Origin of the sequence: Mammaliicoccus sciuri, assembly GCF_025561425.1 — a bacterium.
GTDB lineage: Bacteria > Bacillota > Bacilli > Staphylococcales > Staphylococcaceae > Mammaliicoccus > Mammaliicoccus sciuri_A.
The window spans coordinates 2,713,022-2,727,445 of record NZ_CP094824.1 but is presented as its reverse complement, the minus strand read 5'-3'; the positions used below and the strand labels follow the sequence as shown (position 1 = coordinate 2,727,445).

The window sequence follows — 14,424 nt, the reverse complement described above, 5'->3', positions numbered from 1 at the left end:
AACAATTAAAATGTTAAATCCGTTATCCTTAGCTTACATGGGTGATTCGATATTAGATACGTATGTCAGAAAGCATATTATCCTTAAAATAAAAGGGAAACCTAATCGATTACATCAATTGTCTAAACAATATGTTTCTGCAAAGGGACAAGCATATGCACTTAATATTTTGATGGAGAATGAATTTTTTACAGAAGAAGAATTAGAAATTATTCAACGAGGTCGTAACGCAAAGAGTTGTACGAAAGCGAAGAATACGGATATACAAACGTATAGAAAAAGTTCAGCGATCGAAGCGGTCGTTGGTTATTTATTCTTAATAGATGAAACAGAACGTTTGGAAGAACTCGTTAATAAAATGATTGAAATAACAGAAGAAAGGGTGGGAGCCAATGGATGAATCGATTATAGTTGGTAGGCATGCAGTCAAAGAAGCGATAACTTCAGGTCATACGATTAATAAAGTATTGATTCAAGGAGGTATCAACAAGAAACAAATTGGTGAAATTTTAAAAATTGCAAAATCTGAAAAAATAGTCGTCCAAACTGTACCTAAATCAAAAATTGACTATTTAACAGATGTTCCACATCAAGGTATTGCTGCTCAAATTGCGCCATATCCATACAAAGAATTAGAAGATTTCATTTCAGAAACTAAAGATATTGACCATGTACCTTGTTTATTGATGTTAGATGGTTTAGAAGATCCACACAATTTAGGTTCAATAATGAGAACAGCTGATGCAATAGGTATTGATGGCATTATCATTCCGAAAAGAAAATCCGTACAGTTAAATGCAACAGTAGCAAAAGCTTCAACAGGTGCCATTCAACATGTTCCAGTTATTCGCGTGACGAATTTACCGCAAACAATTGAAAGACTTCAAGAAGTAGGATATTGGGTCGCAGGTACAGATGCAAAGAATGCGACTGATTATAGACAAATGGATGCTGGAATGCCACTTGTTATCGTTATAGGCAGTGAAGGCGAAGGTATGAGTCGATTAGTGAAAGATAAGTGTGATTTTTATATTAAATTACCAATGGTTGGACACGTTAATAGCTTAAATGCTTCTGTTGCAGCAAGTCTGCTTATGTATGAAGTATATAGAAAAAGACATCCAATAGGACAATCATAATGAAAGATATCTATTTAATTATTGATGGCTATAACTTAATAGGACAATCAAACGAATTGTCTTCCATTGCTCAAGTTTCTTTAGAAGAAGCGAGAGATAAATTGTTAATCACACTTATCAATTATAATACCCAGCATGATGGTGAAATGATTGTTGTTTTTGATGCATATGGTGTAGAAGGTACTGAATCAGTAGAATTTAAGCACGGTGTGAAAGTTTTTTATACGAAAGGGAAAGAAACAGCAGATAGTTATATTGAAAGACTAACGTATGAATTATATCGAAAGCACATTACGCATATTACAGTAGTCACTAGTGATATGAGTGAACAACATGCTATTTTTGGTTCAGGTGCGTATAGAATCTCATCAAGAGAAATGTGGTCAACAATTGCAAATCAAGAATCTGTAGTTACAAAGCACCTATCAGAAATTAAAACTAAGACACCTAGAAATAGATTGAACTTGCCGGATGAAGTATTACAGCAATTTGAAAAATGGAGAAGAAATAATCGATAAATATGATTTTTTGGAGTTTGATTTATAAGGAACGCGCTCTGTAAAATATGCTCAAAACAATAACAAGGGATGAGCATGATGAATGACATGAATACAGACAAGCAGTTGTTAAAATGGATTGCTGACATTCAGCGTGGTAACAAAGAAGCGTTTAATCAACTATTAAATGTTTTCGAAAGTGACATTCAGAAGCGGGTAAGCACATTGAGACTACCTTATAATGATAAAGAGGACATCGCACAAATTATAAGATATAAGTTGTATAAACAAGCACTCACATTTGATTGTGACAAGCAGGAGTCCTTTATACATTGTGTGAATGTCATTATTAAAAATGCTAAAATTGATTATATAAGAAAAGTTAAAAGTACAAAGTATCAAATATTAAAAGATTCATTGAGTATTGATGAAACAAAAAGTGATTCGGTTAATTTAATAGAGTGTCTAAGAGATGGTCATGGTCAGGATTTTGAAAATCAAATGTTAACAGAATGTTCGCTATCCTATTTGATGGATTCTAATAAACTATCACCTATAGAAACGGACATTCTAAAATTAACGGCACAAGGAAAAACAAAAAAAGAAATATCAAATGAACTAGATGTACCAGTGAAACATATATACAACGCACAATACAGATTAAAAAAGAAACTGAACAAGGCTGAAATTACTTCAGCTTTGTTTGACAATTAGGTGTTTTGTTTTGTATATTAATCTAGGATTAGAATGAATTAGGTGATAAGATGAGAAAAGTCCCTTTAAATTGCGAGAAATGCGGAGCTAGGAATTATACAGTCCCTAAAAAAGATACAGATTAACGATTAGAGCTAAAAAAGTTTTGTAAAACTTGTAATACGCATACATTGCATAAAGAATCCATCTAAAAGGAGGAAAATCAATGGCTAAAAAAGAAAACTTCTTTCAAGGCGTAAAATCAGAAATGCAGAAAACAAGTTGGCCAACTGGCAAAGAACTTGTTAAATATACAACAATAGTAGTGTGTACAGTAATCTTTTTCTTAATCTTTTTCTATGCATTAGATTTAGGAATTACAGAATTAATTAATTTGATTAGATAGTAAGGAGTGGCAAAATGTCAGAAGAGATAGGCGCTAAACGATGGTATGCAGTGCACACTTATTCAGGTTATGAAAATAAAGTCAAAACAAACCTAGAAAAGCGTGTTGATACAATGAACATGCAAGAACAAATTTTTAGAGTTGTGATTCCTGAAGAGGAAGAAACATCTATTAAAGATGGTAAAGCGAAGACACAAATCAAGAAGACTTTCCCTGGATACGTATTAGTTGAGTTAATTATGACTGATGAATCATGGTATGTCGTAAGAAATACACCTGGCGTTACAGGTTTCGTTGGTTCTGCTGGTGCAGGATCTAAACCAAATCCATTATTACCTGAGGAAGCGAAATTCATCCTTAAACAAATGGGTATGGTAGAAAAAACTGTCGATGTAGAAGTTGAATTAGGTGAACAAGTTCGCGTAACAAGCGGACCATTTAGTAACCAAGTTGGTGAAATCAAAGAAATCGATGTTGAGAAGTATAAATTAACAGTACTTGTTGACATGTTTGGTAGAGAAACACCAGTCGAAGTTGAATTCGATCAAATTGAAAAGTTGTAAAAAAACACTTGAAATTTCATAATTTCAATGTTATTATTTAAAGGTCGCGCTCGGACTATGCGCAACCATTTCGTCACGAAATGAAGAGTGGGAGGGTAAAATATCATTACCCCATGACCACATCACGATATCAAGGAGGTGCACATCGTGGCTAAAAAAGTAGTTAAAGTTGTTAAATTGCAAATTCCTGCAGGTAAAGCAAACCCAGCACCACCAGTTGGTCCTGCATTAGGTCAAGCCGGTGTGAATATTATGGGATTCTGTAAAGAATTCAACGCTCGTACACAAGAGCAAGCAGGTTTAATCATTCCAGTTGAAATTACAGTATTTGAAGATCGTTCATTTACTTTCATCACTAAGACACCACCTGCAGCAGTATTACTTAAAAAAGCAGCTAAAGTAGAAAAAGGTTCTGGTGAACCTAACAAAACTAAAGTTGCTACAGTAACTCAAGACCAAGTACGTGAAATTGCTAACACTAAAATGCCTGACTTAAACGCGGCATCTGAAGAAGCAGCTATGCGTATCGTTGAAGGTACTGCACGCAGCATGGGTATTGTCGTAGAATAATTGAGTTTTAAAGTTTAAGCAGGCGGCTATTTCGCTGTCTGCTATTGCATTGTCTTTATGATAATGCACGTGGGAGGTAACATTCCGCTAAAACCACTAAAGGAGGAAAACAAAATGGCTAAAAAAGGTAAAAAGTATCAAGAAGCAGTTGCTAAAATCGATCGTACTGCAACATACGCTGTTGAAGAAGCGATTAAATTAGCAAAAGAAACAAGTACTGTTAACTTTGATGCATCTGTAGAAGTTGCATTTCGTTTAGGCATTGATACACGTAAGAATGACCAACAAATCCGTGGTGCTGTAGTATTACCACACGGTACTGGTAAAACACAACGTGTATTAGTATTCGCTAAAGGCGATAAAATCAAAGAAGCAGAAGAAGCTGAAGCAGATTATGTAGGTGAAGAATACATTAACAAAATCAACCAAGGTTGGTTCGACTTTGATGTAATCGTTGCAACACCTGACATGATGGGTGAAGTTGGTAAACTTGGTCGTGTATTAGGACCTAAAGGTTTAATGCCAAACCCTAAAGCTGGTACAGTAACAATGGATATCAAAAAAGCAGTAGAAGAAATTAAAGCAGGTAAAGTAGAATACCGTGCTGAAAAATCTGGTATTGTTCATGCATCTATTGGTAAAGTATCATTTGACGAGCAACAATTAGTTGATAACTTCAAAACAATTCAAGATACATTAACTAAAGCTAAACCAGCATCATCTAAAGGTACTTATTTCAAATCTGTTGCTGTTACAACAACAATGGGTCCTGGTATCAAAGTTGATACTTCAAGCTTTAAATTATAATATAAAAATATTGACTTCAACTCCAAAACGCGTTATAGTTTTGGATGTGTAATATTTAACCTAAGACAGTAGGAGTTCATTTTTGAACTTAAAAAGCGATCCTACCGAGGCTTAAATTGACTTGAACGTATAAAATTCAAGCACTTTTTGCCGTGGGTAAAAAGTGCTTTTTTGTTGAGAAACCTCATCATAAAAGCACGGACAATTAATATGGAGGTGTAGAGATGTCTAATTCAAAAATCGTTGAAGCTAAACAACAAAAAGTTGATTTAATTACCGAACAACTTAAAAATTCTGTTTCAACAATTATTGTTGACTACCGTGGTTTAACAGTTGCGCAAGTTACTGAATTACGTAAACAATTACGTGAAGCAGGTATCGAATATAAAGTTTACAAAAACACTTTAGTTCGTCGTGCTGCTGAAGCTGCTGGTATCGAAGGTTTAGAAGAAACATTAACTGGTCCTAACGCAATTGCTTTTTCAAACGAAGAAGTTGTTGAACCAGCTAAAATTCTTGCTGACTTCGCTAAAGAAAACGAAGCGTTAGAAATCAAAGCAGGTGTTATCGAAGGACAAGTTGTATCTGCAGAAAAAGTTAACACTATCGGTTCATTACCATCAAAAGACGGTCTTGTATCAATGTTACTATCTGTATTACAAGCTCCAGTTCGTAACTTTGCTTATGCAGTTAAAGCTGTTGGAGAACAAAAAGAAGAAAGTGCTGAATAATTCAGCAACAAATAAAACTATTTAATGGAGGATATATATCATGTCTAATGAAAAAATTATTGAAGCAATTAAAGAAATGTCAGTATTAGAATTAAATGACTTAGTAAAAGCTATCGAAGAAGAATTTGGTGTAACAGCAGCAGCTCCTGTAGCAGCAGCTGGCGCAGCTGGTGGAGATGCAGCAGCTGAAAAAACTGAATTCGACGTTGAATTAACTTCAGCTGGAGATTCAAAAATTAAAGTTGTTAAAGCGGTTAAAGAAGCAACTGGCTTAGGCTTAAAAGAAGCTAAAGAAATCGTAGACAACGCTCCTAAAGTTGTTAAAGAAGGTTTATCTAAAGAAGACGCTGAAGCTTTAAAAGAAAAATTAGAAGAAGTTGGCGCATCTGTAGAATTAAAATAATCTCTGTATTAAATCAAAAAACCCGTTATTATCATGATAACGGGTTTTTATTTACTCATTTAATCAATAAAGAGGTGGCGTAATGAGTCATTATTTTGATAACGATCCAAACGTGAAGTCGGAACGAGAAAGTTTCGATTATTTTTATCGCGATAACAAACTCTCTCTTCAGACAGATCATGGTGTTTTCTCAAAAGGGAAAATAGACTTTGGGTCTGATTTACTCGTAACAACTTTCTTAAATGCAAATCCCCCTGGTCCTAAAAAGAAAATATTGGATGTGGGCTGTGGTTATGGTCCAATAGGTTTAATGTGTGCGAAAGTACTTTCGCATAGTGAAGTGACTATGGTAGATGTGAACGAACGCGCATTGGATTTGGCAAAAGATAATCAACGATCTAACAACATTCAAAATGCTCAGTTGAAAGTAAGTAACTGTTTAGATGATGTATTAGATTTAGAATTTGATTTTGTATTAACAAACCCTCCAATTAGAGCAGGGAAGGAAATTGTTCATAAAATTCTTGAGCAAAGCATCGAAGTATTATCGAATGGTGGACAGCTTTTAGTTGTTATTCAGAAGAAGCAAGGTATGCCTTCTGCAAAGAAAAAAATGCAAGATATTTTTGGTAATGCAGAAATAATCGAAAAAAGCAAGGGTTATCACATTTTAAAAAGTGTAAAAGCTTGATTTTGGTGTTTTGTTCTGATATAGTAATAGAATGTTAAAAATTATATTCAATAAGTGTGTACTTTTGCGTCGCCCTTAATTGAATGTTAGGAATAAGTCGTACGAAATAGAAAATGGAATCATTGACTTTCCGTTTTCTTTTTGTCTTATTATATTTATTTTGTAAGGCGCAAAGTTATATTCACAATATTTGAGGGGTGAATCTGTTGACAGGTCAACTTATCCAGTATGGAAGACATCGTGTTCGTAGAAGTTATGCGAGAATTTCCGAGATTTTAGAACTACCTAACTTAATAGAGATTCAAACGAAATCATATGAATGGTTTCTAAAAGAAGGTTTACTAGAAATGTTCCGCGACATTTCTCCAATTGATGATTTTACAGGTAACCTTTCTTTAGAGTTCGTAGATTACCGTCTAGGTGAACCAAAGTATGATTTAGAAGAATCTAAAAACCGTGATGCAACATATGCAGCACCATTACGCGTTAAAGTCCGTTTAATTAACAAAGAAACAGGCGAAGTGAAAGATCAAGAAGTATTCATGGGTGATTTCCCATTAATGACTGACACTGGTACTTTTGTAATTAACGGTGCAGAACGTGTTATTGTATCTCAACTTGTACGTTCACCATCCGTTTACTTCAACGAAAAAGTTGATAAAAACGGTAAAGTGAGTTTTGGAACTACTGTAATTCCTAACCGTGGTGCATGGTTAGAGTATGAAACAGATGCTAAAGATGTTCCTTACGTAAGAATAGACAGAACACGTAAATTACCAATTACAGTATTAATCCGTGCTTTAGGATTCTCATCAGATCAAGAAATCATTGATTTACTTGGTGATAATGAGTATTTAAGAAATGCATTAGACAAAGATAATACTGAAACAACAGACCAAGCATTGCTTGAAATTTATGAGCGTTTACGTCCGGGAGAACCACCAACAGTAGAGAACGCTAAAAGTCTATTATATTCACGTTTCTTTGACCCAAAACGTTATGATTTAGCGGCAGTAGGTCGTTACAAAATGAATAAAAAATTACATCTTAAACATCGTTTATTCAACCAAACTTTAGCTGAGCCTATCGTTGACGTTGAAACAGGTGAAATTGCGGCTGAAGAAGGTACTATTTTAGACCGTCGTAATTTAGATAAAATCATCGATGTTTTAGAATCAAACGCTAATATTCATGTTTATGAGCTTAATAGTGGTGTCTTAGATGAGCCAGTAGAAGTTCAAACAGTTAAAATTTATATTCCTGGTGATGAAGAAAAACGTACGACAACAGTGATTGGTAATGCATTCCCTGATGAAGCAGTGAAATGTATTACTCCAGCAGATATTATTTCTTCACTATCATATTTCTTTAACTTGTTACATGGTGTAGGTTACACAGATGACATCGACCATTTAGGTAATCGTCGTCTACGTTCAGTAGGAGAATTACTACAGAACCAATTCAGAATTGGTTTATCACGTATGGAACGTGTTGTACGTGAACGTATGTCAATTCAAGACACTGATTCAATCACACCTCAACAATTAATCAATATTCGTCCAGTAATTGCATCTATTAAAGAATTCTTTGGTAGCTCTCAATTATCTCAATTCATGGACCAAGCAAACCCATTAGCAGAGTTGACGCATAAACGTCGTCTATCAGCATTAGGACCGGGTGGTTTAACTCGTGAGCGTGCTGGTATGGAAGTACGTGACGTTCACTACTCTCACTATGGTCGTATGTGTCCAATTGAAACGCCTGAGGGACCAAACATTGGTTTAATCAACTCATTATCAAGTTATGCAAGAGTTAATGAATTTGGTTTCATTGAAACACCTTATCGTAAGGTAAACATCGAAACAAACCAAGTTACTGACAGAATCGACTACTTAACAGCTGACGAAGAAGACAGCTATGTAGTTGCGCAAGCAAACTCTGTACTTGATGAAACAGGTAAATTCGTAGATGACGAAGTACTTTGTCGTTTCCGTGGGGACAACACTACGAAACCTAAAGAACGTATGGACTACATGGATGTATCTCCTAAACAAGTTGTTTCTGCAGCGACAGCATGTATTCCGTTCTTAGAAAACGATGACTCTAACCGTGCGCTTATGGGTGCGAACATGCAACGTCAAGCGGTACCTTTAATGAACCCAGAAGCACCATTTGTTGGTACTGGTATGGAACACGTAACTGCACGTGATTCAGGTGCAGCAGTAGTTGCTAAGTATAAAGGTAGAGTTGAGCACGTAGAAGCAAAAGAAATCCTTGTTAGACGTATTGTTGAAGAAAATGGTAAAGAGATCGAAACAGAATTAGATCGTTACCCATTATCTAAGTTCAAACGTAGTAACTCAGGTACTTGTTACAACCAACGTCCAATCATTGCGAGCGGAGATATTGTTTCTAAAGGTGAAATTTTAGCTGATGGTCCTTCGATGGAACTTGGTGAAATGGCACTTGGACGTAACGTAGTCGTTGGTTTCATGACTTGGGACGGTTATAACTATGAGGATGCTGTAATCATGAGTGAACGTCTTGTTAAAGATGATGTTTATACTTCAATTCACGTTGAAGAATATGAATCAGAAGCTCGTGACACTAAACTAGGACCTGAAGAAATCACACGTGATATTCCTAACGTTTCTGACAATGCGCTTAAGAACTTAGATGATCGTGGTATCGTTTATGTTGGTGCTGAAGTTAAAGACGGAGATATCCTAGTTGGTAAAGTAACGCCTAAAGGTGTAACTGAATTAACAGCTGAAGAAAGATTATTACATGCAATCTTTGGTGAAAAAGCTCGTGAAGTTCGTGATACATCATTACGTGTACCTCACGGTGCAGGTGGTATTGTATTAGATGTTAAAGTATTTAACAGAGAAGAAGGCGATGATTCATTATCTCCAGGTGTAAACCAATTAGTACGTGTATACATCGTTCAAAAACGTAAAATACATGTCGGAGATAAAATGTGTGGTCGTCACGGTAACAAAGGTGTTATCTCACGTATCTTACCTGAAGAAGATATGCCTTACTTACCAGATGGAACACCAATTGACATCATGTTAAACCCATTAGGTGTACCTTCTCGTATGAATATCGGACAAGTATTAGAACTTCATCTTGGAATGGCAGCTAAGAATTTAGGTATTCATGTTGCTTCACCAGTATTTGATGGTGCAAACGATGCTGATGTTTGGTCAACTATTGAAGAAGCAGGTATAGCTCGTGATGGTAAAACTGTACTATACGATGGTCGTACTGGTGAACCGTTTGATAACCGTGTATCTGTAGGTGTAATGTACATGCTTAAACTTGCACACATGGTAGACGATAAATTACATGCGCGTTCTACTGGACCATACTCACTTGTTACACAGCAACCACTTGGCGGTAAAGCTCAATTTGGTGGACAACGTTTCGGTGAGATGGAAGTATGGGCACTTGAAGCTTACGGTGCAGCATATACTTTACAAGAGATTTTAACTTATAAATCTGATGACACAGTAGGTCGTGTTAAAACTTACGAATCTATCGTAAAAGGAGAAAACATCCCTAAACCGGGTGTTCCTGAATCATTCCGCGTATTAATGAAAGAGTTACAAAGTTTAGGTCTAGACGTTAAAGTTATGGATGAACACGATAACGAAATCGAAATGCGTGATTTAGAAGATGAAGATATGATGGACAAGAAAGTTGATTTAGGTGTTTCACAAGATGCATCAATAGAAGGGCAACAAGTAACTGACTAAAAGTTAATAAAGCGCATTTGATTAACCATTTGCGCTTTACATTTGTTATACATTATCAATCAACCGGCACAACTAATTTAAATTGAAGGAGGTAGGCTCCTTGATTGATGTAAATAATTTCCATTACATGAAAATAGGACTTGCTTCACCTGAAAAGATCCGTTCTTGGTCATTTGGTGAAGTGAAAAAACCAGAAACAATTAACTACCGTACGTTAAAACCTGAAAGAGATGGTTTGTTCTGTGAGAAAATTTTTGGTCCAACTAAGGACTGGGAATGTAGTTGTGGTAAATATAAAAGAGTACGCTATAAAGGCATGGTCTGTGACCGCTGTGGTGTAGAGGTTACTAAATCAAAAGTGCGTCGTGAAAGAATGGGGCACATTGAATTAGCAGCTCCAGTTTCACACATTTGGTACTTCAAAGGTATCCCAAGTCGTATGGGACTTTTACTTGATATGTCACCACGTTCACTTGAAGAAGTTATATACTTTTCTTCTTACACTGTAATTGATCCAGGTCCAACTGGATTAGAGAAGAAACAATTATTAACTGAAGGTGAATTCCGTGAGTATTATGATAAATATCCTGGTAAATTCACAGCAAAAATGGGTGCAGAAGCAATCCGTGACTTATTAAGCGATATCGACTTAGATAAAGAATTAAAAGAATTACGTGAAGAATTAGAATCAGCAACAGGACAAAGATTGACAAGAGCAATTAAACGTCTAGAAGTTGTTGAATCATTCCGTCACTCAGGTAATGACCCATCATGGATGATCTTAGATGTATTACCAATTATTCCACCTGAAATTCGTCCAATGGTTCAATTAGACGGTGGACGTTTCGCAACAAGTGATTTAAATGATTTATACCGTCGTGTTATCAACCGTAATAATCGTTTGAAACGTTTATTAGATTTAGGTGCACCTGGTATTATCGTTCAAAATGAAAAACGTATGTTACAAGAAGCTGTAGATGCTTTAATTGATAATGGTCGTCGTGGTCGTCCAGTTACTGGACCAGGTAACCGTCCATTAAAATCATTGTCACATATGTTAAAAGGTAAACAAGGTCGTTTCCGTCAAAACTTACTTGGTAAACGTGTTGACTATTCAGGTCGTTCAGTTATCGTAGTTGGACCAAACCTTAAAATGTATCAATGTGGTTTACCGAAAGAAATGGCGTTAGAATTGTTCAAACCTTTCATTATGAAAGAACTTGTTGAACGCGAAATTGCTACGAACATCAAGAATGCAAAAGGTAAAATAGAAAGAATGGAAGAAGAAGTTTGGGATGTACTAGAAGATGTTATTAAAGAACATCCAGTACTATTAAACCGTGCACCAACACTTCACCGTTTAGGTATTCAAGCATTTGAACCTACACTAGTTGAAGGTCGTGCAATCAGACTTCATCCACTTGTAACAACTGCTTATAACGCTGACTTTGATGGTGACCAAATGGCTGTCCATGTTCCATTATCAAAAGAAGCACAAGCAGAAGCACGTATGTTAATGCTTGCAGCTCAAAACATCTTGAACCCTAAAGATGGTAAACCAGTCGTAACACCTTCTCAAGATATGGTATTAGGTAACTATTACTTAACACTTGAACGTAAAGGCGCTACAGGAGCTGGTGAAATCTTTAGTGAAACAGATGAAGTTATTAAAGCGTATGTAAATGGTTATGTTCATTTACACTCACGTATAGCTGTTCATGCAAGATCATTAAAGAACCCAACATTTACAGAAGAACAAAACAATAAATTACTTATCACATCTGTTGGTAAAGTGATTTTCAATGAAATTATGCCGGATTCATTCCCGTACATTAATGAACCAACGAATTTCAACTTAGAAAAATCAACACCTGATAAATACTTTGTTGCACCTACTGATATTCCAGAAGGTGGATTAATTGAGTACTTACAAGATGTTGAACTTGTTAAACCATTTAACAAGAAATTCTTAGGTCAAATCATTGCGGAAATCTTTAATAAATTCCACATTACAGATACATCAGTAATGCTTGATAAGATGAAAGATTTAGGATTTAAATACTCATCTAAAGCTGGTATTACAGTTGGGGTTTCTGACATTGTGGTACTTCCTGATAAACAAGAAATTATTGGAGAAGCAGAAATCAAAGTAGATAAAGTACAAAAACAATTTAGCCGTGGTTTAATTACTGAAAGCGAACGTTATGCTGCTGTAATTGAAATTTGGACAAAAGCTAAAGATGATATTCAAGCTAAATTAATGATGTCATTAGACAGCTTAAACCCAATCTTCATGATGAGTGACTCTGGTGCCCGTGGTAACGCATCAAACTTCACTCAATTAGCTGGTATGCGTGGTTTGATGGCCAACCCATCTGGTCGAATTATCGAGTTACCTATTAAATCTTCATTCCGTGAAGGTTTAACAGTACTTGAATACTTCATCTCTACTCACGGTGCACGTAAAGGTCTTGCCGATACAGCACTGAAAACTGCCGATTCAGGTTACTTAACACGTCGTCTAGTTGACGTAGCACAAGATGTTATCGTTAGAGAAGAAGACTGTGGAACTGACCGTGGTTTACTTGTTTCAGATATTAGAGAAGGATCAGAGTTAATCGAACCATTCATTGAACGTATTGAAGGTCGTTACTCTAAAGAAACATTACGTCATCCTGAAACAGATGAAGTAATTATTAAAGTTAATGAATTAATAACTGCTGATATTGCTAAACAAATAGTTGATGCAGGTATTACTGAGATGCATATTCGCTCTGCATTTACATGTAACACTCGTCACGGTGTATGTGAAAAATGTTATGGTAAGAACTTAGCAACTGGTGAACAAGTTGAAGTTGGTGAAGCAGTTGGTACAATTGCTGCACAATCAATCGGTGAACCAGGTACTCAGCTTACAATGCGTACATTCCATACAGGTGGTGTAGCAGGTGCCGATATCACTCAAGGTTTACCTCGTATTCAAGAGCTATTTGAAGCACGTAACCCTAAAGGACAAGCTGTTATTTCTGAAATTAATGGTGAAGTAACTGAAATTACGATCGTTAAAGATCGTCAACAAGAAATTAAAGTTAAAGGCGAAAATGAAATCCGTACTTATAACGCACCAGGTACTGCTCGACTTAAGGTTGAAGAAGGTCAATACGTTGAACGTGGTGAAGTTATGACTGAAGGTTCAATTGAACCTAAAGGATTACTAGCTGTTGCAGGCTTAAATGCTACTCAAAGTTACTTACTTAAAGAAGTACAAAAAGTTTACCGTATGCAAGGTGTTGAAATTTCAGATAAACACGTTGAAGTTATGGTTAGACAAATGCTTCGTAAAGTAAGAATTATTGAAGCAGGAGATACTAAATTATTACCAGGTGCATTAGTTGATATTCATACATTTACTGATGCAAACAGAGAAGTATTTGCGACGCGTAAACGTCCAGCAACTGCTAAACCTGTATTACTTGGAATTACGAAAGCATCTCTTGAGACTGAAAGTTTCTTATCAGCTGCTTCATTCCAAGAAACAACAAGAGTACTTACAGATGCTGCTATTAAAGGTAAGCGTGATGACTTACTTGGGCTTAAAGAAAATGTTATCATCGGTAAATTGATCCCTGCCGGAACAGGTATGAGAAGATATACAGGTGTTGACTTTGAAAAAGTTGAAAAAGAAGTAGTACCTGAAGAACAAGTTGTGACTGACTAATATATATGGGCTGTTCTAGGTTCCTAGAACAGCTTGTATTTTATTATAAAAACACCTTAAAAATGATTGACTTTATAACTGTGCAATGTTATTATTGTTAAGGTTGATGAAAGCAGACGCTTTGGAGGATATGAAATGTCTAATGAAAAAGCCTTAAGCTTAAATCAAGACAGTTATGTCATTGGTTTAAAACAGACCACTAAAGCATTATTGAAGCATGATGTACGTCAAGTAATCATTGCTCAAGATGTCAATATTCATATTTTGTCGAAAGTGTTATCGATAGCATTTGAGACAGGCGTTCCGATAAGTTATAGTCCTAGTCGACAAGAACTTGGATCACGCTATGGAATAGAAGTTAATGCGACAGTTGTTGCATTGCTTAAATAAATGTGTAAGCTGTGCTTACTATTTTTATTTGACTTAAAATGAACCACCTGGATGT

14 protein-coding genes, 1 pseudogene and 1 other annotated feature are annotated in these 14,424 nt (G+C 35.8%); all 15 genes and pseudogenes read left to right on the top strand.

Annotation, left to right across the window (positions count from 1 at the left end):
• Positions 1 to 10: 10 nt before the first annotated feature.
• Positions 11 to 400, top strand: a complete 390-nt coding sequence (locus tag MUA60_RS14390) for a Mini-ribonuclease 3 (protein WP_262650634.1) — start codon at positions 11 to 13, stop codon at positions 398 to 400.
• Positions 393 to 1,139: a 23S rRNA (guanosine(2251)-2'-O)-methyltransferase RlmB gene (gene rlmB, locus MUA60_RS14385; RefSeq protein ID WP_262648859.1), complete on the top strand. Its 747-nt coding sequence runs from the start codon at positions 393 to 395 to the stop codon at positions 1,137 to 1,139. The genes MUA60_RS14390 and rlmB overlap by 8 nt, the downstream gene beginning before the upstream one ends.
• The gene (locus MUA60_RS14380) at positions 1,139 to 1,657 is read left to right on the top strand and encodes an NYN domain-containing protein (RefSeq protein ID WP_262648858.1); all 519 of its coding nucleotides are present in this window, start codon (positions 1,139 to 1,141) and stop codon (positions 1,655 to 1,657) included. Before rlmB ends, MUA60_RS14380 begins: the two co-directional genes overlap by 1 nt.
• Positions 1,658 to 1,735: 78 nt before the next feature.
• Positions 1,736 to 2,350: a sigma-70 family RNA polymerase sigma factor gene (locus MUA60_RS14375; protein WP_262648857.1), complete on the top strand. Its 615-nt coding sequence runs from the start codon at positions 1,736 to 1,738 to the stop codon at positions 2,348 to 2,350.
• 50 nt (positions 2,351 to 2,400) lie between these two features.
• A pseudogene (gene rpmG, locus MUA60_RS14370) lies at positions 2,401 to 2,541 on the top strand (50S ribosomal protein L33).
• A 14-nt stretch (positions 2,542 to 2,555) separates the two neighbouring features.
• Positions 2,556 to 2,735 carry a preprotein translocase subunit SecE gene (gene secE / locus MUA60_RS14365; RefSeq protein WP_025904856.1) on the top strand — a complete coding sequence of 60 codons (180 nt, stop codon included), beginning with the start codon at positions 2,556 to 2,558 and terminating at the stop codon, positions 2,733 to 2,735.
• A gap of 14 nt (positions 2,736 to 2,749) precedes the next feature.
• Complete coding sequence (gene nusG / locus MUA60_RS14360) at positions 2,750 to 3,298, top strand: transcription termination/antitermination protein NusG (RefSeq protein ID WP_025904857.1); 549 nt, start codon at positions 2,750 to 2,752, stop codon at positions 3,296 to 3,298.
• A 147-nt stretch (positions 3,299 to 3,445) separates the two neighbouring features.
• Positions 3,446 to 3,868 carry a 50S ribosomal protein L11 gene (gene rplK / locus MUA60_RS14355; RefSeq protein ID WP_025904858.1) on the top strand — a complete coding sequence of 141 codons (423 nt, stop codon included), beginning with the start codon at positions 3,446 to 3,448 and terminating at the stop codon, positions 3,866 to 3,868.
• A 114-nt stretch (positions 3,869 to 3,982) separates the two neighbouring features.
• A complete protein-coding gene (gene rplA, locus MUA60_RS14350) occupies positions 3,983 to 4,675 on the top strand; it encodes a 50S ribosomal protein L1 (protein ID WP_262648856.1) in 693 nt (230 codons plus the stop codon).
• A gap of 41 nt (positions 4,676 to 4,716) precedes the next feature.
• Positions 4,717 to 4,857: a sequence feature (ribosomal protein L10 leader region), on the top strand.
• Positions 4,858 to 4,899: 42 nt separating this feature from the next.
• Positions 4,900 to 5,406, top strand: a complete 507-nt coding sequence (gene rplJ, locus MUA60_RS14345) for a 50S ribosomal protein L10 (protein WP_262648855.1) — start codon at positions 4,900 to 4,902, stop codon at positions 5,404 to 5,406.
• 40 nt (positions 5,407 to 5,446) lie between these two features.
• Positions 5,447 to 5,809 carry a 50S ribosomal protein L7/L12 gene (rplL, locus tag MUA60_RS14340; RefSeq protein ID WP_153653597.1) on the top strand — a complete coding sequence of 121 codons (363 nt, stop codon included), beginning with the start codon at positions 5,447 to 5,449 and terminating at the stop codon, positions 5,807 to 5,809.
• A gap of 82 nt (positions 5,810 to 5,891) precedes the next feature.
• Positions 5,892 to 6,500 carry a class I SAM-dependent methyltransferase gene (locus tag MUA60_RS14335; RefSeq protein ID WP_262648854.1) on the top strand — a complete coding sequence of 203 codons (609 nt, stop codon included), beginning with the start codon at positions 5,892 to 5,894 and terminating at the stop codon, positions 6,498 to 6,500.
• A gap of 206 nt (positions 6,501 to 6,706) precedes the next feature.
• Complete coding sequence (gene rpoB / locus MUA60_RS14330; RefSeq protein ID WP_262648853.1) at positions 6,707 to 10,261, top strand: DNA-directed RNA polymerase subunit beta; 3,555 nt, start codon at positions 6,707 to 6,709, stop codon at positions 10,259 to 10,261.
• 100 nt (positions 10,262 to 10,361) lie between these two features.
• Positions 10,362 to 13,979, top strand: coding sequence for a DNA-directed RNA polymerase subunit beta' (rpoC, locus tag MUA60_RS14325; RefSeq protein ID WP_262648852.1), 3,618 nt, complete (start codon positions 10,362 to 10,364; stop codon positions 13,977 to 13,979).
• A gap of 135 nt (positions 13,980 to 14,114) precedes the next feature.
• A complete protein-coding gene (locus MUA60_RS14320) occupies positions 14,115 to 14,369 on the top strand; it encodes a ribosomal L7Ae/L30e/S12e/Gadd45 family protein (protein WP_025904865.1) in 255 nt (84 codons plus the stop codon).
• Positions 14,370 to 14,424 lie beyond the last annotated feature (55 nt).